17 protein-coding genes are annotated in these 19,187 nt (G+C 36.3%); 4 read left to right on the top strand and 13 right to left on the bottom strand.

Annotated elements, in window-relative coordinates:
• Positions 1 to 34 precede the first annotated feature (34 nt).
• A complete protein-coding gene (adeT1, locus tag ACB088_RS06485) occupies positions 35 to 1,030 on the top strand; it encodes a putative multidrug efflux protein AdeT1 (protein WP_309951022.1) in 996 nt (331 codons plus the stop codon).
• A gap of 73 nt (positions 1,031 to 1,103) precedes the next feature.
• Here the strand turns inward: adeT1 and ACB088_RS06480 are convergent, their stop codons facing one another.
• From ACB088_RS06480 to ACB088_RS06470, 3 genes are all read right to left on the bottom strand, one after another.
• The gene (locus tag ACB088_RS06480) at positions 1,104 to 1,877 is read right to left on the bottom strand and encodes a tetratricopeptide repeat protein (RefSeq protein WP_375038380.1); all 774 of its coding nucleotides are present in this window, start codon (positions 1,875 to 1,877) and stop codon (positions 1,104 to 1,106) included.
• 268 nt (positions 1,878 to 2,145) lie between these two features.
• Positions 2,146 to 3,153, bottom strand: coding sequence for a lipase secretion chaperone (locus tag ACB088_RS06475; RefSeq protein WP_375038379.1), 1,008 nt, complete (start codon positions 3,151 to 3,153; stop codon positions 2,146 to 2,148).
• A 78-nt stretch (positions 3,154 to 3,231) separates the two neighbouring features.
• The gene (locus ACB088_RS06470; protein WP_375038378.1) at positions 3,232 to 4,248 is read right to left on the bottom strand and encodes a lipase family alpha/beta hydrolase; all 1,017 of its coding nucleotides are present in this window, start codon (positions 4,246 to 4,248) and stop codon (positions 3,232 to 3,234) included.
• A 250-nt stretch (positions 4,249 to 4,498) separates the two neighbouring features.
• Between ACB088_RS06470 and ACB088_RS06465 the strand changes: the two genes are divergently transcribed.
• Positions 4,499 to 5,530, top strand: coding sequence for an AraC family transcriptional regulator ligand-binding domain-containing protein (locus ACB088_RS06465; protein ID WP_375038377.1), 1,032 nt, complete (start codon positions 4,499 to 4,501; stop codon positions 5,528 to 5,530).
• 67 nt (positions 5,531 to 5,597) lie between these two features.
• On the opposite strand, the gene ACB088_RS06460 is transcribed toward ACB088_RS06465, so the two are convergent.
• Entirely contained in the window at positions 5,598 to 6,116 is a 519-nt protein-coding gene (locus ACB088_RS06460) for a GNAT family N-acetyltransferase (RefSeq protein WP_375038376.1), read from the bottom strand.
• Between the two features lie 159 nt (positions 6,117 to 6,275).
• Between ACB088_RS06460 and ACB088_RS06455 the strand changes: the two genes are divergently transcribed.
• Entirely contained in the window at positions 6,276 to 6,524 is a 249-nt protein-coding gene (locus tag ACB088_RS06455) for a hypothetical protein (RefSeq protein ID WP_375038375.1), read from the top strand.
• Positions 6,525 to 6,620: 96 nt separating this feature from the next.
• Here ACB088_RS06455 and ACB088_RS06450 read toward each other — a convergent pair whose 3' ends face one another.
• The 3 genes from ACB088_RS06450 to ACB088_RS06440 all read right to left on the bottom strand — a co-directional run bounded on the left by ACB088_RS06450 (position 6,621) and on the right by ACB088_RS06440 (position 9,627).
• Positions 6,621 to 7,817 (bottom strand): hypothetical protein, encoded by a 1,197-nt coding sequence (locus ACB088_RS06450; RefSeq protein ID WP_375038374.1) that lies wholly within the window; start codon positions 7,815 to 7,817, stop codon positions 6,621 to 6,623.
• A gap of 144 nt (positions 7,818 to 7,961) precedes the next feature.
• Positions 7,962 to 8,870 (bottom strand): hypothetical protein, encoded by a 909-nt coding sequence (locus ACB088_RS06445; RefSeq protein ID WP_375038373.1) that lies wholly within the window; start codon positions 8,868 to 8,870, stop codon positions 7,962 to 7,964.
• A 202-nt stretch (positions 8,871 to 9,072) separates the two neighbouring features.
• Positions 9,073 to 9,627 (bottom strand): TetR/AcrR family transcriptional regulator, encoded by a 555-nt coding sequence (locus ACB088_RS06440; protein ID WP_375038372.1) that lies wholly within the window; start codon positions 9,625 to 9,627, stop codon positions 9,073 to 9,075.
• A gap of 787 nt (positions 9,628 to 10,414) precedes the next feature.
• On the opposite strand from ACB088_RS06440, the gene ACB088_RS06435 reads away from it, so the two are divergent.
• Entirely contained in the window at positions 10,415 to 10,918 is a 504-nt protein-coding gene (locus ACB088_RS06435; RefSeq protein WP_375038371.1) for an HD domain-containing protein, read from the top strand.
• Between the two features lie 200 nt (positions 10,919 to 11,118).
• Here the strand turns inward: ACB088_RS06435 and ACB088_RS06430 are convergent, their stop codons facing one another.
• The 6 genes from ACB088_RS06430 to ACB088_RS06405 all read right to left on the bottom strand — a co-directional run bounded on the left by ACB088_RS06430 (position 11,119) and on the right by ACB088_RS06405 (position 18,790).
• Positions 11,119 to 12,279 (bottom strand): hypothetical protein, encoded by a 1,161-nt coding sequence (locus ACB088_RS06430; RefSeq protein ID WP_375038370.1) that lies wholly within the window; start codon positions 12,277 to 12,279, stop codon positions 11,119 to 11,121.
• Positions 12,272 to 13,600 carry a TolC family protein gene (locus tag ACB088_RS06425; RefSeq protein ID WP_375038369.1) on the bottom strand — a complete coding sequence of 443 codons (1,329 nt, stop codon included), beginning with the start codon at positions 13,598 to 13,600 and terminating at the stop codon, positions 12,272 to 12,274. Before ACB088_RS06425 ends, ACB088_RS06430 begins: the two co-directional genes overlap by 8 nt.
• Complete coding sequence (locus ACB088_RS06420) at positions 13,597 to 15,183, bottom strand: GH3 auxin-responsive promoter family protein (RefSeq protein ID WP_375038368.1); 1,587 nt, start codon at positions 15,181 to 15,183, stop codon at positions 13,597 to 13,599. The genes ACB088_RS06425 and ACB088_RS06420 overlap by 4 nt, the downstream gene beginning before the upstream one ends.
• Positions 15,180 to 15,968 (bottom strand): hypothetical protein, encoded by a 789-nt coding sequence (locus tag ACB088_RS06415; protein ID WP_170834031.1) that lies wholly within the window; start codon positions 15,966 to 15,968, stop codon positions 15,180 to 15,182. Before ACB088_RS06415 ends, ACB088_RS06420 begins: the two co-directional genes overlap by 4 nt.
• 187 nt (positions 15,969 to 16,155) lie before the next feature.
• Positions 16,156 to 17,703, bottom strand: a complete 1,548-nt coding sequence (locus ACB088_RS06410; RefSeq protein WP_375038367.1) for a DHA2 family efflux MFS transporter permease subunit — start codon at positions 17,701 to 17,703, stop codon at positions 16,156 to 16,158.
• A 25-nt stretch (positions 17,704 to 17,728) separates the two neighbouring features.
• Complete coding sequence (locus ACB088_RS06405) at positions 17,729 to 18,790, bottom strand: HlyD family secretion protein (protein WP_003651829.1); 1,062 nt, start codon at positions 18,788 to 18,790, stop codon at positions 17,729 to 17,731.
• Between the last annotated feature and the right edge of the window lie 397 nt (positions 18,791 to 19,187).

Below are 19,187 nucleotides of genomic sequence, written 5' to 3'. Positions count from 1 at the left end.
TAATTTTTATAATTTAAATAATGGATAACTAAATATGGATCGTTTTAAAACTATTTTATTTATTGCAAGCACATGTTTAACAACAACTATTTATGCCAAGCAACAAGCCGTCTGTGTTTTTGACCCAGTTGGTAAATCGGGAGATGCTTTCGCTTTGGCCAAAGATTATGCACTCGAAGCCAAAAATTGGGGAGCTGATATATCTTTAAAAGCATATGTTGATGAACGCGTTGCGGCTGAAGATTTAAAAGTCGGAAAATGTGATGGTGCTATTATTAGTGGTTTACGTGGGCGTCAGTTTAATAAATATACAGGATCTTTAGATGCTGTTGGCGCATTAACAAATATGAAAACGGCAATTAATGCCTATAAGCTATTGTCCTCGCCTATGGCAGCAAAAAACATGGTTGTAGGTCCTTACGAAATTGCAGGCTTAGGGACAATTGGTCCTGCATATTTATTTGTAAATGATAGAAGTATCAATACACTCGCTAAAGCTGCTGGTAAAAAAATTGGGGTATTTAAATATGATGAAGCCCAACCTAAGCTTGTTCAACATGTCGGAGGTCAGGCTGTATCTGTAGATGTTACCAATGCGGGTGCGAAGTTTAATAACCATGAAATTGATATTGTGCCCGCTCCTATTGTTGCATTTAAACCTTTTGAACTCTACAAAGGTTTAGGTGAGAAAGGAGCAATCATTCGTTTTCCTTTAACTCAAATTTCGGCAAATTTCATTATTCGTAAAGATCAGTTTCCAGCGGGTTTTGGACAAAAATCGAGAACTTGGGTCGCCAGTCAATTAAATAGAACGTTTGGCATTATTGCCAAATATGAAAGTGATATTCCTTCAAAATATTGGATGGATATTCCTAAAAATGAACAATTAAATTATATGAAAATGATGCGCGAAGCACGTATACAGCTAACAAAGGCAGGCATTTATGACCCTAAAATGATGAATTTTCTTAAAAAGGTAAGATGTAAAGAAAACCCAAGTAATTTTGAATGTGCGTTGAACGATGAATGAATACTGAGGTAGAAAAGGCGAATTTGGATACATAAGTTCCAAATAGCCTTGGCAGCTTTCCATTGATTAGAATCTAAATTTTTTTGCTCTCTAGTTCTTTCAATTTTTCGATAGCTTCGTCACTGCCTCTCTTAGCTGCTTTACGATACCACTCGATCGCCTTGCTCATATTCTTATCTGTTCCAATTCCATATTCATAACATCTAGCTAATTCATATTGACCAATTCCATACTCTAACAATGCAGCCTTCCGATAATATTCAAATGCAAGTTTTTCATCTTTTTTAACACTGATTCCTTCTTCATAAAAAGTTCCCATGTAATAAAAAGCCATGAAATCATTTTGTGCAGCAGCGCTTTTGTACCAAAAGAATGCCTTATCTACATTCTTATCAACGCCTTCACCATTTTGATACATTAATCCTAAGCTTACTTGAGCTGAAACCTCACCTTGAAGTGCTGCTTGTTTAAACCATTTAAAGGCATTTGTATCGCTTTTTTCTGTACCTAAACCATCTTGATACATCAATGCTAAATTATATTGTGCTTGTAATTCTCCGTTATTCGCAGCTTTAAGATTCCACTTAAAAGCTTCGGAATAGTCTTGAGTGACCCCAACTCCTGTTTGATACATATATGCAATTCGAGCATCTGCTAATGGGCTTCCTTGCTTTGCAGCCATTAAAAATAGTTCTAAAGCTTTAGCGTAATCTCGATCTTTACCATTAATGCCTTCAAAATAATCTTTTCCCTCATCTAGAAGTATTTCAGTAGATGAATCAGCCAATGCCTCATTTTTCACAAGCGTTAATAAAAAAATAATGAATATAAATTTCTTTAAAATCATTTAACTTCCTTATTCTTATCTCAATAACTTATAGTTAATAAAATCAGATACTTAAATTTTATTTGAATTATTTATCACAAACAACAATAAAAACTAAATAACCAAGCCATATAAAAAAGCCTAAAAGAAATACAAAGCTTAGCAAAATAATTTTTTTCAAAATGCCCATAAGAGTCCTAAATTGTTAAACATCTAGTTTAATAAAAAGCAAATCTCACCTATAGTTTCCCAAATCCATCTTCAAACAAGCCATTTGTAGCTGCTACATTTAATTGTTACTTTGGTCGTGCATTGTTTCATAAGCTTGCGCTCTTAATTGCTCTTCGTTTGTACCGAAGTATCTTTTTCTCAACTCCTCAACGGACTGTTGCTTAGTTTCATTGCTCATGCCAGTTTTTAAAATCTGATCTCTCTCATTTAAATAACTATTTACTTGTTGACCCCATACAGCTTCTTCTTGATCAACTTTCTCCAAACGTTTTGCAGCTTCTGTCCCTAACAAATTTTCACGCATATTTCTAATATCTTCAGATGTTCCACCTTTTCCCTTAATTTCTTGAGTAAGTTGCTGCAATTCTTGAAATTGCATGGCAGTTTTTACTCCTGATCCTAAACTTTCTGGAAGTTTGTCAATTAATTGCGATATTTGGCTCGCTTTTTGTTCCGTACTTAAAGACTTGTCTGCGTAAACTCGTATCTGCTCGATGTTAAATTGATTTAGATTTCTTTCATTACCAAACAAAGCATTTATCTCTTTAGGCTTGAAAAACTTTTGCTGAAAACTATTTATCTGATTTACTAACCGTTGATACGCATTAAAATCATTGGCTGTAAAATTGCTTTCTGGTGTTAGATTTTTTAAAGCATGATTATAAGCCACGTATTGATCTAATAAGTATATTGCATATTTAGCAGCCTCATCTGGCAAGTTTGCGGTTAAATATTGACGAATATTAGATACAAGCTCATTTTCACTTTTTTCACCTAAACTTGAAAAAAAGTAATCAAAACAACTTCGTATTCCAACTGTTAAAATTAATTTTCCTTGTTTATCAACTTGAATTGGACAATCAATTTCTGTGCCCTGTAGTGAAGCTGAAAGTTGAGGTGTACCTTTATTTGGACTAATACTTTCTTGGCTATATTTAGATTCAGTATAAGAGTCTGATTTATTACTACTTGAACTTGTTAAATTTTGATGATCAGGTTTAAAAAACCAGTATATTAAACCCAAAAATATAATAATAAGAACTATAAATAATACTTTATTCTTCAAGGTAGCTATCTCTCATTTTTACTTTTAATTAAGAAATAATTTTTATTAAAGGAGCCGTAAGCTCCTTTAACACTTAAACTATAGTCCTAAATTTTTAAGGCGGTTGGCTTGTAAACGATACGGGGTGACAGGATTCTGTAGAAAACCAACCAAACCAAGCGTCTGATTAACTTCATCAAGATGATTAAATGCGTAGTTGTCACGAATCACCGTACCAAGATGATTTGAACATCTAGATACCAAGCCATCACTTTCGCTAGGTATAAGTAGAGATAAAGCCAATAATCCAGAATCAAAGGGATCTAATATGTTAGTTGCAGGACTCGTTCCACCCCAAGAATAGTAACGAACACCCTTAACAAGTTCATCGCCTGAGCCACACTGAGTAACAGGCACACCAGCAGAAAAGCGTTTATTGAAATCGGCTGCTCCAGCTGTAGTTAAAGAGTTTAAGCCAGCAACACTATTTTGATCGTAATAATGGCCTGAACCAACACCTACTAGAGAAAAAAAGACGTTAACTGCTGTACCAAGTACTGGTTCTAATATTGGGCCTACAGGTGATTTGGTTAAGTTATAAACGATATCGGCAACAGGTGAACCTTTGTTAGGTCCGCCTACAGAGGTTACTGAAGCAACCTTATTAGGCATTAACCCAGCAACATAACGAACAGATTGACTACCATGGCTATGGCCAATTAAGTTAACTTTTTCTGCACCTGTAATTGCTAAAATTTGTTTAACTTGTAGAAGTAATTGCTCACCACGCACTTCAGAAGAGTTAAAGGAAGCTTGTTGAGCCACATAAACATTAGCTCCATTAGCCACCAAATCTTCAGTAATACCATTCCAGTATTGTAAAGGGCCAACCGCAGAAAAACCTGCCATTCCATGAGCCAATACAATTGGATACTTCGTTTTTGCATAACTTGATTTTACGGAAGTACTACCACCTTCTGTACATGAATTTACGTTACAATTTAGCCAAGAAGACTTGCTAGTACTTGAATCGCTAAAAGCTGCATTTACCACAGCTCCACTGTTAATAACTAAACTGAATGTAAGAATTACAGCATTCCTATATTTCTTTTTCATCCTAAGCTCCAAGCTTTTTCATTTTTTTTAAATTGATGTCCCTACACTCTTAAATATTCAATTTCCTTATACTTAAGAGTTAAAAAAAATATACTGAGCTTTTTAATTATTTAATATAGAACTGCCCAAACATTACGTGCCAAAACAGCACATTAGGCGACAAAAAATTGGGAAATGGCTAAAAATCGGATGAATGTATGTTTTCAAATTGATAGTAATGTCTTATTTTTTCATCAAATACAGGCTAAAAATGGATTTTCTGCAAAAAATGAGTATTCCTAGACATAGTACCGAGCACTTTATTTTAGGTTCATATGTTCATTTACTTTCACAATTTGTGCAAAAGTGGAATATTAATCCGGATGAGATTTTCTTGAATACAAGTGTTGATTTAGATCGATTAAATGATTTGGATTATAAGGTTAATATTTCTGACTTTAAAACCATTATTAGAAATTGCACAACCTTGACACAAGAACTCGGTCTTGGATTTTATGCTGCCAAAGAGTTAAAAATTACCTCACATGGCTTATTAGGATTAACCGCTGTCATATCTAACGATGTAAAGGATGCTCTAGAAACCATCAATAAATTTGTAAAAATACAGTGTACTTTTATAAACTTAAATTTATATGTAGAAAAGGATTTAAGTTATTATGAAATTACTTATGAAGATGGAACACTTGACTGGGATAACCCTTTAGATGTTGCAACTTATGAGTTTTGTTTCGCATTTTTTTTAATTGGGTTTGTTTCTTTAGTCCGAATTTTCTTTCCTTCATTTAAACCTATCATTAATTTAGAATGTGAATATCCACAATATTTCACACGTTTTCACGACCTTTTAAGCTCAACGTTTGAAAAAATAAATTATAATCAAAAAAATACCTGCCTCATAACATCTAGCCAAATTCTTAATAACCCACTCATTATGGCTGACCCATTAACATCTAAAAAGTTACAAGTGATCTGTGAAAATGAATTAAATAAAATATCAAAATTTCAGGAAATTCAATTTCGTGTAAAAAATGCATTATATGATGATTTAAATGGCCTATTGAACCTTGAGCAAGTTGCTAAAAAATTAAATTTAACTAAACGTACTTTGCAAAGAATGCTTAAAGAAAAAGGATATAACTTTCAAAAATTATATAAAGAAGTACGCGAGGAAAAATTACTTAAATTTTTTAAGAACCAAGTATTAAGCCGAGAAGAAATAGCAAGAAAATTAGGTTATTCAAATACATCTACTTTTAACCGAGCACGAAAAAAAATAGAGTAATCTCTAGCCAAAAATTTTGTGTGTTCTTTTCAGTTTACAACTTGTGGCTAGCCTTTTATGAAGGTTTTCAAACAAGCCTTTTATAATAAATCGCTGTGCCATCATAGCTCCCATTTGAGCTTAATGCGAAATTTGGAATTACGCCCACACGAACAAATCCAATTTTGCTATATAAAAGCTCGGAAACATCGCCTTCCCGTGTATCTAAGACCAGTAATCGCAAACCGATTTCTCTTGAAAAATTTTCTAGTTCATTCAGTAGTAACGTTGCTATTCCTTGTTTTCTTGCTGTTGTCAGAACCATGAGTTTTTCAACTTCAGCTCTATGAACTCCGTTCTTTTTACTCACTAAGGACAATTGAACACTGCCTACAATCTTTCCTTGTTTTATGGCAATCCATAGGCGGCTATAACCTTGTGCTAATTTATGGTTGACCTCATGCCAATAATTTAAGACCTCGTTCTTTTCTATAGGAGCCAGAAAACCTATTGAAGCTCCATTATTTACAGAATCTTCTAACAATAACGATAAGCCTTCTTCATAATCGCCAATTTCTTTTATTTCTAAAATATCAATATCTTTCATATTTCTTCTCAAAGTTATTTGAATAACATTTGCTAATTTTTACTAATTCTGCGCATTAAATATGATGCTTCACTACAATTAATTATAGCGAATTTTGAAAACCTTCGGTGCAAATGCAAGAATGTTTCTGTTGACAGTAATCTAGTAAATAAAACTATAATGACCCACTCATTATTTGCGAGTTATAAAATGAGCTTAAACAATATTGAAGAATTAAGAGAAGTTTTTAGCATTCAAGAAGTTAATCATCTTTTGAAACGAGGATGGGTTTTGCTTTCTATCCGTGAAGCAAAAGATAAAAATGTATATGTAGTAGGACTAGACAGATGGAAAAAATTTGATGCAGATCACCCTGTAGATCCAGAAGCATGGAATGAATTCTTCCCTAAAAATCCTAATCACGAATGAAATGTTATCAAACCCACTAATAATATGATGACTAAAGTTTATAAAGTTAAAACTTTTAATAAAGCAAAATTAGCCATCAAATATTAGTATTTTTAATTATAAACGAGGTGTGGGTTTCTCCGAAAACCCAAGATATGAAATCTGAAGTATTGAGTCAAAGAAGATTTTGCTTATTTGCGACTGGGGTAAATCTTTAACTCTTGCGTAGTTTGTAAGATCCCAATTATTAGCAATAGCTCTTTCACCTTGCCCTTCACAAGATGAGATAACCATATTTTGTGCATGGATTTTAGTAATTTTTCCTGATTGATATTGCTCTGTACTGTTTGCAATAGCTCTATAGATAATATTATAGATTTGACCTACGGAGAAATTGTTAACCAAATTCTGAAAGACGGTATATGTTTTAGTACCTGGAGAAAAATCATAACGTACACTTTCCATTTTAAACATTAGATATTGCATACTTTCATAAAATGCAATTTTCTTCCAAAACTCATAGCAAAAAGCAGAATCTTCTGAAAATTCATCTGATCTCGGATACATCAAACGATGAAGCATCATTTGATAATCTCCGTCCTTAGGCTGAATATTAATTTTATATTTAATATAATAAATAAGATAAGTTATTGATCCATCTTCTTTCTCTCGAAATTGATCAAGATCATTTATTAAGTAAGGAATAATAAGCCTTCTAGATAATAAGTGTTGCAAAAGTTCAGATGTAAACTCAAGATAAGGAGTAATAGCTGTACCTTTTTGATCAACTTCTTCAATATATTCAGCATCTTCATGCAAGCACTCTCTTAATAGGCTTGCTAAGTAAATTTTATCAGTTAAAGATAATTCTTCTTCACTTACAGAAGGAATTTTTTGAAGCTGTTCTAAGTAAGCAATTTTTTTATTATTAAGACTTTCTTGCTTACGTTTTTTTTTCAATTCTTCAAGTTTTAATTTTTCTTTACATTTTAGACAATTACAGGTTCTATTTTGTTGATGCTGGCATTCTGGACAAATAATATCTTTTCGACTCAGCTGTTCATATGAACTCTTAGAGTTAAGCTTTGTAATCATTGGAACATCACAAAACTCGCATTCGATATTTATCTTTACTGGTGGAAATAATGAAACAAGTTTAGAGCTGAGGACAGCTATTTCATATTGTTCGATAAGATCACTTACTTTTACACCACTATAGTAATCATTAACTAAGGTCATTATTTCTTCTTGTTTTAAATGAGATAAAGCAGAGTTAATCTCACTGAAGTCAAAATTTTCTATATCAAACATCATACTATTCTGCTTTATTAACCTTTAAATATTTTAATAATTATATTTGATTTTTAAAATTTTATTAAATTTTCTTTAAGTGTAAATACATTAATTTTATTTAGTAGCTTAAAAGCCCACCTTTTTGAGAATGGGCTCTTTTTACGATCAATTTAATAGTATTGAATTATATTTCTCGGGTAATAGGCCATACTCACCCCACTCAAGATTTTCAACACAAAGGCCAATACCATTGACCGTAATTTTCCCCCAAAAGAGTATAATTCGACCTTCAGAATTATCATTAATTCCGTGTTTCTTTTGAACGCCATTTAAACCTTTAAGATAAAAATCTTTAATTGCTGGATTAGAAACCAATCTTGTCATCCTTACATTACTATCTGAACCTGCTCCACCTACATGTGAGCTTCTAATTACACCAAAATACAATTTGGGTTCATCATCTTCTTCAATAACATCTTCAACGCTATGAAGTAATTCATGTAGTAGAATTGCTACATTTGAATTTGGCATATAAAAATACTTATAGTAATTTTCATCAAATTTTCTACAAATGCCTGCTACTGTAGTAATTTTAGTCGGTAAATTTAATGTTTCACCAGTATGTCTTGCGATTGGAATAGCAGATACTGGACCATCCTCATCTTCTACCGCTGTTTGATCATATTCTTCTGATTCAGAATCATTTTCTACTGGAGGCTCTGATTTAAACTTATGGATGATAGCTAATTGTTTATTTTCAATCGCTTCCCTTGCTTCTTCTTCTGTTTCATACAATTGACCTTCTGGTTTAGGCACTCTTAATCTACAGTCAACTTCACGATAAGAAGGTAAGTGTGAAAAAAAAGCTTCTCTGCCATTTGTAAAAAAATCTTCCACTAAAGGCTTTCTAGTTAAGGGAGTTGAGCATATTGGACAAAAAATTTTATCTTTCATTGATATATCAAATTCTTTAGCAATAATACTTGTGGCATTTCTGCGTAAATTATCTTTGTTACCTGATTCATAGTTCCAGCCATCTAAAAACAGAGCTGATTTAATTCGATTCTCAGACATATTATTCTCTTAAAGTCATTTTGAAGTCTTATCTTCATTTATAGTAGGATAGCCAAGACCCGCGTAGTATTGTTATGCAGATCAATGTTTACAGCTATTATTAAGTACAATTACAAATATTAGAATCCACAACTATATTAATAAATATAATATAGTTCACTAATTAAGAAGACAGCTACTTGACTTTGGTATTAGATGGAACTCACCCAAACCCCAACAAAAAATACTCAAGTAATCTCTTCCGTTCATCTGGTTTATTTGGGTCTAAAAGCTGAACCATTGCCCCATCAATCACAAACAAAAACATGTGTGCATCTTGTTTTGAGGCATTTTCGTTGAATGTTAGAAGCAAATGATAAATTTCATTAATCAGCCAATTTCGATAATCAACTACGGTCCTATAAGCCTTTGGATGGGTTTTAGCAATTTCAAAAATCGCTTTAAAGGGCAAATGATAAAGCCCGTCTAAATCTGCATGTAAAAAGTAAATCTTTCGGAGTTTCTCAACTAGCGTTAAGTCTTTCTGGACATAGATAATTGAAAGTACCTTTTCTTTTAAACCATCTTTTTGAAAGGTTAGGCTCATTTCAATGAGACGTTCTTTTGAGTGGAAGTAGTTATAAAAGGTGGCTTTAGGGATGTTCACCGACTCAATAATGCGGTCTATCCCTACATTATGAAAGCCGTGTTTATTAAAAAGATAGCGAGAGGTATGAAGCACGCTTAAAGCACGAAATGGAAGATCTGAATGTGGCATATTTTTACCGTTATAAAAAATTATTGTTGTATATAAATGAGATAAAAAAGGCATAGCAAAGCCGTAAAGACTGTGCGCAGCACATCTCAAGTTTTAATTGTTGCTAAGTTTTAAGTAATAACGAGCTAAAGCCTGAAAAAGCCTTACGGCGATCAAGCTCCCTTAAATGTTTTAAGCTGTGTCGTTATAGCTTTTGGCAATGGCTGCCAAGAAATAATGGATGTGCAAAGCCAACTCCTTATATATGGAGTTCTGCCAAAACATTATAATTATGGTGGCAGAACGGAAGTGGGTTCGCAGACTGGTTAAGACATCCAGCACACCCGAGGGTGTCCCACTCCCGTCCTACCGCTACGGGAGGGAACGAGATGTGCACACAAAACTATTCCTCAGAAGAAATAATCCTGATGTGGTCTTAAAACGGTCTGCGACAACCGACTGGCAATGTAGGCCAGCCCGCAAATGGTAATCTTCAATATTTGAAGTGTCAATGTGAAATTGGCTAGAAAATATTTAAATAGTTATTATTTTTCATTTAATTAGATAATTAAGGAAATTCTTAAGTAATATTTCTAATCTACCCTTATATCATTAAGTTAAAGTTTAAAATTTCAAAAACTTAAGGTCTAGATTGGCTCATATCAACGAAGAATGAATAAATAAAAATGAGTGATTACTCTTATTAAGAAGTGTTTTTATGAGTGGCTATTCAGTATAAAATTATGACTTAAGCGACCAATCTCACACATTAGGCCGTGTAATATACTTAAAGTGATAAGAGCAAAAAATGACTCAAAATGAAGTTGAATTAGCAGAGAAATTGTCAAAAGAATCTCATCAAGGTCAAAAGTATGGTTCTCATGATTACTTTGATTACTTTGATTACTTTGATTACTTTGATTACTTTGATTACTTTGATTACTTTGATTACTTTGATTACCATATTAAAGGTGTGGTCAATTCATTAATTAAGCATCGATTTTCACAAATCTATATCATTACAGCCCTTCTACACGATACCGTTGAGGACACACCTCTTACGCTAGACAAAATCGAAAGTTTATTCGGAAAAGAAGTCCGTGATGCTGTTGATGCATTAACTAAACGGGAAACTGAAACACGCGAAGAATATTTAATTCGTTGTAGTTTGAATCCGATCGCTCGAGTCGTAAAACTTCATGATGCAGCCTTTAACGCGCATAACTCACATAAGGACAATAATCACTCGCGTGTAGATTATTATCTTCAAACCATGTTAATTGTTTCAACGGCGCAAGATAGGTTGGGGTAAAAAGGTCGAATTAGCTAGGTTTATAAAATACAAAACAATTAACTTGATTTTGTAACGTAATCAAAATCACCATGAAAAAAGATTCTTGCTCTAGCTAACATTCACCATTTTGCGCATATATTTGCTCAATCCTATTTAACTTTCCTAAGAATTGAGCAAATTTTTGCTCATTTATGATCTACGGCGAACCTATCTCAAGGTTAAATACGCCCGACTTCTAAATATGGAATCAGGTTTTTATCAAAATGTGGTCTTGGGTCGCCTTCATAACTAATAAAACCGTGCATGCCTGTTAAACGCTCACCTTTATAAAACTGGTTTAACTGATAACGCGGGTCTTTATGTGAAAGCGTAAAGCTCACCACACCAACACCCTGCTGTTTTGACTTGTTATAGGCATCTTCGAGCATTTTATGATGCAAAGCCAAATCTTGTGGATGGCACATTAAGGTGTGTAGCACATGGTACTTTATTGAATCACCGAGTTTAGGCAAACGCATGCCTTTGGTCAGCGGAGTCAATAAGTTATAAACGGGTCTAAAAATTCCAATGACTGAACTGTAATGCAAAATTTTGGTTTGCTTAATACTATGCTGATCCCACAAGCCAAACATGCCCACCAGTTTTTCACCCTTAAAATAAAGTGAAAAATCTGAGAGTTTTATTCCTGAAAAATAGTGATGTCCTTGGGCCAGTTCTTCAAAGTTATAGGCTGGAATAAAATTATAAAACTCCGCCATGTCGGCAACAAACTGATTCATTGCTGTTATATGTTCAGCTTCAGCTACACATGTATGTATATCTTTAAGATCACTTTGATTAGCCTGCTTTAAAAAAGCCGTGATTTTTCGTGTTGCACCAGTGTCGGTCAGAGTTAATGTCTCGATGAGTCCTTCATCATAATAATCAGGCATTCCCGTTTTGCCGGTTTGAATGGCAGCGCGCGCCGCGTGGTTATCGTCAAAAATAATCATTTGGCTATAATTCGGTTCATGCATGGTTTGTTTTACATGCTTTGCTAAAACCTTAACCAGTGATTTCCCCCGATAGTTGTGGTCTACCCGTAAATCACCCGCGTATCGTAAGTTTTGTACGTTCCGATCGACATAACATGGGCGATGACCATTGCTATAACAAGCAACATGCTTCTGACTCTCTGTGTCTTCAATCACCACATGCAGTTTATGTCGATACACAATGTCGGAAGCTTGAAAATAACTGGGTTCACGCTGAAAGCTAATTTGAATGCCTTTAGTGGTCATGGGTACGGCGATCAAGTCTCTTAAAGCCTGATCATCTGCCAAAGTTGCTTCTCGGGTAATAAGCGTGTTGTCAGCAAGTGATGGATTTGTTTTATTCATTATTCACCTGTTGTGCGGTCTGTGTAGGAACCAAGTTATTTAAACGCCCCATTTGATCGAGTAGCTGATAGACAAACACGACTTCGTCTTGGTCATTCACTGTTTTTTGGGTTTGTACATCAAGTAGCTTCTGCTCGGTATTCAATAAATCAAAAGTCGTTTTCGTGCCGACATCAAACTCTTTACGTGTGTAGACAAATGCAATAGATGCTGCCTCTATGGCATTTGCCAGTGCTTCTTTATTTTGTCGGATGGTTTGAAGCTGCGCATAGCTCGTACGGGTACGCTTATTCAAATCCAGTTCAAGACTTCGCGTTTTTTGGTTAGCCAAATCTATATCGGCCTGTGCTTTTTTGACATTGGCCCGATTTAGTCCATCGTCATAGAGCGGTACATTGAGTTGCACCCCAACCATATAGTTATTACTTTCGGAGCCAATATAGCTTGCTTCATCTTGCTTTCCGGCACGACTGGTGAGCATGACCGTTGGCCAGAGTTCACGTTTGGTTAAAGCATATTGTTTCTCTGCGGCCTGTTTTTCGTATTTGCTACGCATTAAAGCTGGATGATTCTTGGTTTGAGCCAAAATTTCATCTAAGTTAGCGGGAATAGCGGGTAGTTGTTTAATGGCAATAAGGTTGTCAGGCGTTACACCCGTAACTTGATAAAACTGTGCTTCACTTACGGTCAAGTTAGATTGAGCCTGTGTAATATCGGCTTGGCCTTGTGCAACTTGTGCCAAAACCTGAGCCAAGTCAGCACGGGTAATCATGCCCACATCAAAACGGCGTTTCGATTCATATAAAGACCGTTGCAGATTCGCCATGGTCTTTTGTCTGAGTTCTAAAATGGCTTTCTTTTTTAATACGTCGGTATACACCATCACGGTATTTAAGATGGTTTCCGATCTCTGGTCAGATAAACCTTGGTTTTGGGCTGAAAGCTGGCTTTCGGCAACATCAATTCCTAAGCGGTGTCGTCCAGAGGTATAAATCGGATAATCTGCCTGCAATTGCAAACTTCGACCTTTACGGTTTCCTTCTGTTGGAAATAGGACTTGTGAAGGCGTATCTATTCTTTCATAGTCAAGTTGCCCGACTAAATTGACTTTGAGTCCATCGCGCTGCTTAGCCTGCTCAAGCATAGCGGTTGACTGGTTCACACTTAAACGGCTGACCTCAAGCTGACTTTCATGTCTTAAACTGGCAGACAAAGCCTCGTCTAGAGTCATGGCTTGTACATTCGACACAACCAACACGCCAAGATACAAGGCGTGTCGCAGTGTTAAAAACCGAGTATTAAATTGCTTCATCCCTTTCATAGTTGTTCCAAACTATTCAGGGTGACTTTTTTGAGTGGTTCAGGCTTGATATTGCCTTCGATAATGCCGTCAAACATGACCAGTTTCTTGTAGGCATTCCAACCATTATTGGCCTGACGAATCTGAGGCTGGTCGAGCTGTCCCAAGTTCCGAGCAAGTTCGTAATGGAAGTTTTGACGCAAGATACTGTCGATATATTCATTGCTAATACTGTGATGGATTTCGCCTTCAAAAAGCACGCAATAAAACGGCTTAACGTGTTGCTCGGTATCAATCGCCAATAAGGAAATAGCTTTAGATTCTGTTTCATTTAACTGCGACAACAACTGTTGGGCGGTTTCAGGTGCGAGTTTCTCACCGACCAGATCTACACCAAAACGGCGGCCTTGGAACTCAAAACACGGGATTTGCTCTATAAAGCCAGTCACGCGTAAGCAATCATCCATACAGTAACGAAGTAAGCCATTACCAGATGTAATGAGTGGGCTCACCACATCGCCTTGTTTCAGTTCCCACGACGGAATGATCTGACCTTGTTTGTCACCTTCTAAATATTCAAACTCATAGAAGTGACTTTGATACGCCAGTGGGTATTGGTCGTTATAAGGAATAGTGACTACACCTTCCGTCGCCCACAGACCTTTGCCTTCAAACTGAACACTGGGTAACTTCTCTTTTAATTTTTCGGCCCAAGCTTTTGAACCTGCTGTGTCCCAACTCGACACTAAACTTAACTTAGGCCATAGCTGTTTGAAGTCAACTTGTTCGCCATTTGAACTGTCAATTAAAGCTTGAGCGCTTTCAGCACTATGCGGTGCATTTACTTCTCTTAATGAGCTTTGGCGATGTCCCCATAAACCAGTTTCTAAAACCTCTATAACTTCCTGTTGCATCGACTCTAAACGTTCAAGCAATTGCAACGCAAACGTTGGGCTCCATACAGAAATCATGGCTAAGTTACGGTTTGCCACCAAATAGCAAATGGTTGCAAAGAGTGCATCATCAGCATTGGCTGCAAATGCAACATTACTTGGAACCGCTTGGGTAAACTTAGATAAAATTCGCTTACCCACACCCAGTAGCGCACTATCATCATTTAGGTTTTTATCTTTTAAAACTTCACGCTGACTTTCAGGTAGCCATGACACCGACCAATAATGCGTGCCCGAACGAAGCTGCGGACATTTACGGTATAGACTCGCCATCCAAGGTGCTATTGCATGGTCAAGCTCATCTAAAAACAGCTTGGTATAGGGAATAAACTTGATCTGTTCACTCGAGCCACTGGTCGGCTGAAAGCGAACCAGCTTACTGCTAGACAATGAAAGTTTCTGATCGCGATAGCGCTGAATGTCATCTCGCCAAGCGCTATAACGTGTCGCAGGAAATGATTTTACAAACTGCTCATAGTTTTGAACTTTCTTATCTTTAGCAAACGTAGAGGTCTGTAAAATCGAATGCAGGATTTGGCGTTGTGTTGCTTCTAACGCATTAAACCGTTTTTGGAAGTTACGGTCAGATGCATCACACCATTTTTTTAAAATAAGATGTGAACCCGTGGTCAGCCATTCATTAGATTTCATTGGATGGCCTCTCTACGTTTTGTTTTATGTGTTACACAGGCTTCAAATTTTCCCTTACTCGTGGGTTTGGTGATGAGCTTTACTGGGAAACGCGCAAGATCTTTCCAGCCTAATCGACCAATACACGGTAATTCCGTACCCGCACTCCATGTTGGATTCATTTGCTCAAAGAAATGAATATTTGGGTTCTTTTGTCTCATTTCGGCAGTAATCGGTGCGACCTCACCTTTTAATGGTTGATAGTCATCTCCAAAATTTAAGAGGCCCGCATCTTTATCATAATATTCGCCAAAGAATTTCTCACAGTAGTGCTCAACCACTTCCGAGAGATGCTGATTTTCATCTTTAATATTTGGGTAGTACACATAGTAGTTATTGGCGAGTAAGAGATAGGTTTTGTAGCCTTTAGAAATCAGTAGCCAATAGAGTTCGTTAAATGGATATTTGATTCGAAGCTTAATCATGAGTTTGAGCATGGTACTTTGCAGACTACGCGTGCCCCAAAACTTCTTCAAAATGACCGTATCACCGCTAAATAACACGGTGTAGTCCTTACCGTTTAAATAGAAGTGCTGCACAACAACAGTCGAGAACCCCACAATCTCATCTGTTTCCGAGTCAAAAATTAAGATCGCACCACTTTTATTTTTAAAATCATCTACGAAAATAGAAAATCTCGTATTTTCATAATACTGTTCGTAAATGGAATACATCACTTTTAATCGGTCAGTATCGATTTGCTCTTTTTCAAAATATTGACCATAAGTCGTGTTTTTCAGGTTCAATTTTGAAATCAATTTATACGTTGTATTAATCATAATCCTTTAACCTTCCACCTCTAATTTGCGAGTTCCCCAATCTCATCTACCGATATTAGAAAACTCTATCAATGTTCTTTTTCTATGAAGGGATATGTTTTGATATGCCCTATTGTTTTTCATTCTTTGAAAGCTGCCCTTTATTTCTAAATAGCTACATATTCATTTTCTTCCCCCGATCCATAAAGATGGTTAAAAAGGCCGTCACAAACATGATGATTGCGAGCATGCGTAATAAATCATTAAAACTAGATGTAAGTGCTTGAAAATGAATGTCACGATAGATCACACTAAGCGCGATTTGCTGTGCATTTGAGCCGACCTCTTGATATTGCGCCGTGAGCTGATCGAGTCTTTCTGTAAAGATCCAGTTCTGCGGGGTCATCGACTGATTAATTTGGGTGACATGAAGCGCAGTAAGCCAGTCTAATGATGAGTTAATCAGTGCCAGTCCAACCGCTCCGCCGATATTACGCATCAGGTTATAAATACCGCTGGCATCGGCAACTTTACTCAGCGGCAAAGTGCTCATGGCTAAATGCGAAACCACAATCAGGCAGATCATGAGGCCAATGCCACGGTAAATTTGTGGCCAAAACATAAAGTCATAATCGCTGTGAATGCTGAGGTGAGAATTGAGCCATACACCAAAACCAGCCAGAATCATTCCAATAAATACAGTTTTGCGAGTGTCAAAATTGGGAATGAGCCACGCAAGGAACGGCGCAAAGCAGAACATGACAATGCCCGTCACCATCATGACGTGACCAATTTGGCTACTGTTCATTTCACGGACTTGCCCCAGAAACACGGGAATCATGTAACCCAAGCCATAGAGCGCCATCCCAATCACAAAAGTTGTGATGGCACTTAAGGTAAAGTTTTTATTCTTAAATACGGATAAATCGAGCAATGGCTTAGGCTGGGTAAAACTTCTAGAGAAGAAGATCATGCCGCCCACAACACAGATCATAAAAGCAACCCGAACGCCTGTGTCTGCAAGCCAGTCATGACGTGCACCTTCATCAAGGAAATATTCAAGCCCACCCAAAAACATCGCCATACCAATCAGGCTGAGCCAGTCCATGCTTTTGATGAGTGAATGATTCGCACGGTCGATATTTGGACCTGAGTAGATCACCGTGGCAATGATAATGCCCGGAATGATGTTAATCAGGAACATCCAGTGCCATGAAAAGTTATTGGTTAACCAGCCGCCAATGGTTGGGCCAATGGCCGGACCTAAGGTACTGATCATTCCAAACATGACCAAAGGCAATGAACGTTTTGCTTCTGGGAAAAGTAAGTACAACGCAGTCATGGAAGTCGGTATCATCCCGCCGCCCATAAAACCTTGTATACCTCGAAAAACCAATAAACTTTCTAAGTTCCATGCCAACGCACAAAGTAATGAGCTGATGGTGAAGCCAATTGCACAGATGGTGTAATACACCCGTGTTGAAAGCACCCGTGAGACAATACTCGACATTGGAATCGCAATAATTTCGGCAATTAAGTAAACCGTTTGCACCCAAGTCACTTCATAACGACTTGCACTCATGCCAGCTTGAACTTCGTTTAAAGAACTCGCCACAATCTGAATATCAAGAATCGCCATAAAGTTGCCAAAAATCATGGCAGCAAAAATTGCCCAAGCCGTCTTTGCGGGAAACTTCCACTCAGCGTCAATATGATTATTCATTTCTTATTACCTAAAAATTTTATTATTAAGTTCTTAGGTCAACCGTAGCGCTAACCGACATTCCAGGTTTTATAAGATCAATATGCGGACTTGAATCTATGGCAATGCGTACAGGAATACGTTGTACAACCTTGTTAAAGTTGCCTGTGGCATTGTCTGGTGGCATGAGTGAGAAAGTTGCGCCTGAAGCTGGAGAAAAGCTTTCAATTGTTCCGCTGTAAGTCAGGCTTGGGTAAGCATCAAGTTTTAATTTAACTTTCTGACCAATATGCATTTTTTCAATTTGGGTTTCTTTGAAGTTCGCTTGTACATACAAACTATTTTCTGGAATGATCGCCATTAAGCGGGTTTGCGGAGAAACACGCGAACCTTTCTGGATCGCAAGGCTTCCTATTTTCCCTGCGACTGGGCTCACCACTTTTGATGAAGCCAAATCAATTTGATAAAGGTTTAAGTTTGCATTGGCACTTTGAATATCTGCCAAAAGTTGCGCTCTACTGGCCTGTAAACTACCCAACTGAGCTTCTGCTGCATTTACTGCGGCTTGTGCTTTGCTTAGCTGTGCCTGAGCAGTTAAATACTGAGACTGAACCCCTTCAAAGTTTTGGCGGGTAATTACTCCATCTTTTAATAAATCTTGATAACGTTCAAAATCTTTTCTTAAGCGAGATAAGTCTGCTTGTGCTGCAACAACGCCACTATTTGCTTCAGTAATTGAAGACTTGGCAGACTTTTCATTTTGTTGTTGTACACCTAGCGCTGCTTCTTTTAAGCTCACGACAGAGCTAGCCTGATCGTAACGGGCTTGGTAATCACGATGATCTAAGACAGCTAAAGTTTCCCCTTTTTTTACAAACTGATTATCGTTAATTAATAACTCCATCACTTCGCCTGAAATCTTTGGCATTACCCAAGTAACATCTGCTTGCACATAAGCATTATCAGTAGATTGATAAAATCGGTATACAAAAAAATAATATATAATGCCCGCGACTAAAAATAACAGAAGGACACTAAAAACACCCCAAGTTATCTTTTTTCGACTTTGGAAATTAGTATCAGTTTCTAGCTGAGCTACGTTATCCATATTCATTCCGTTTATTTGTAATATTCGATTTTTTATTTACACCAATAAACTATTAGCGTCTTTTTTACGTAACTTTTCACTTGGTTTATTCAATGAATCGTGACAGCGTAAAATTTGGTGCAAATTATGATTCTTAAATCGATTAAATATCATTGACCGTTTTGACATATATTTTTTCTATTTACGCCAATAGATTGCATGCTATAAAAAATATGTTTAAAAATTATGTAATTTTATATTTTTTGAAATTTCTATTTATAACCCATTATCTAGAAATTTAATTTATTAATTTTAATCAACAACTTAATGTGGTTACTTTTCTTATCAAAGTGATTATTTGACAGGAAAATTCATTGTACCAATATTAAAAATCAGCCTTCAATTTGTAGTGCTTATG

Origin of the sequence: Acinetobacter sp. RW6 (assembly GCF_041956835.1) — a bacterium.
Taxonomy (GTDB): Bacteria; Pseudomonadota; Gammaproteobacteria; order Pseudomonadales; family Moraxellaceae; genus Acinetobacter; species Acinetobacter calcoaceticus.
This window is presented reverse-complemented; position numbering and strand designations above follow the sequence as displayed.

Coding starts and splice junctions, on each gene's coding strand:
- adeT1 (WP_309951022.1), top strand. CDS start 35: ATGGATCGTTTTAAAACTATTTTATTTATTGCAAGCACATGTTTAACA.
- ACB088_RS06480 (WP_375038380.1), bottom strand. CDS start 1,877: ATGATTTTAAAGAAATTTATATTCATTATTTTTTTATTAACGCTTGTG.
- ACB088_RS06470 (WP_375038378.1), bottom strand. CDS start 4,248: ATGAAAAAGAAATATAGGAATGCTGTAATTCTTACATTCAGTTTAGTT.
- ACB088_RS06465 (WP_375038377.1), top strand. CDS start 4,499: ATGGATTTTCTGCAAAAAATGAGTATTCCTAGACATAGTACCGAGCAC.
- ACB088_RS06460 (WP_375038376.1), bottom strand. CDS start 6,116: ATGAAAGATATTGATATTTTAGAAATAAAAGAAATTGGCGATTATGAA.
- ACB088_RS06455 (WP_375038375.1), top strand. CDS start 6,276: ATGACCCACTCATTATTTGCGAGTTATAAAATGAGCTTAAACAATATT.
- ACB088_RS06450 (WP_375038374.1), bottom strand. CDS start 7,817: ATGATGTTTGATATAGAAAATTTTGACTTCAGTGAGATTAACTCTGCT.
- ACB088_RS06445 (WP_375038373.1), bottom strand. CDS start 8,870: ATGTCTGAGAATCGAATTAAATCAGCTCTGTTTTTAGATGGCTGGAAC.
- ACB088_RS06440 (WP_375038372.1), bottom strand. CDS start 9,627: ATGCCACATTCAGATCTTCCATTTCGTGCTTTAAGCGTGCTTCATACC.
- ACB088_RS06435 (WP_375038371.1), top strand. CDS start 10,415: ATGACTCAAAATGAAGTTGAATTAGCAGAGAAATTGTCAAAAGAATCT.
- ACB088_RS06430 (WP_375038370.1), bottom strand. CDS start 12,279: ATGAATAAAACAAATCCATCACTTGCTGACAACACGCTTATTACCCGA.
- ACB088_RS06425 (WP_375038369.1), bottom strand. CDS start 13,600: ATGAAAGGGATGAAGCAATTTAATACTCGGTTTTTAACACTGCGACAC.
- ACB088_RS06420 (WP_375038368.1), bottom strand. CDS start 15,183: ATGAAATCTAATGAATGGCTGACCACGGGTTCACATCTTATTTTAAAA.
- ACB088_RS06410 (WP_375038367.1), bottom strand. CDS start 17,703: ATGAATAATCATATTGACGCTGAGTGGAAGTTTCCCGCAAAGACGGCT.
- ACB088_RS06405 (WP_003651829.1), bottom strand. CDS start 18,790: ATGGATAACGTAGCTCAGCTAGAAACTGATACTAATTTCCAAAGTCGA.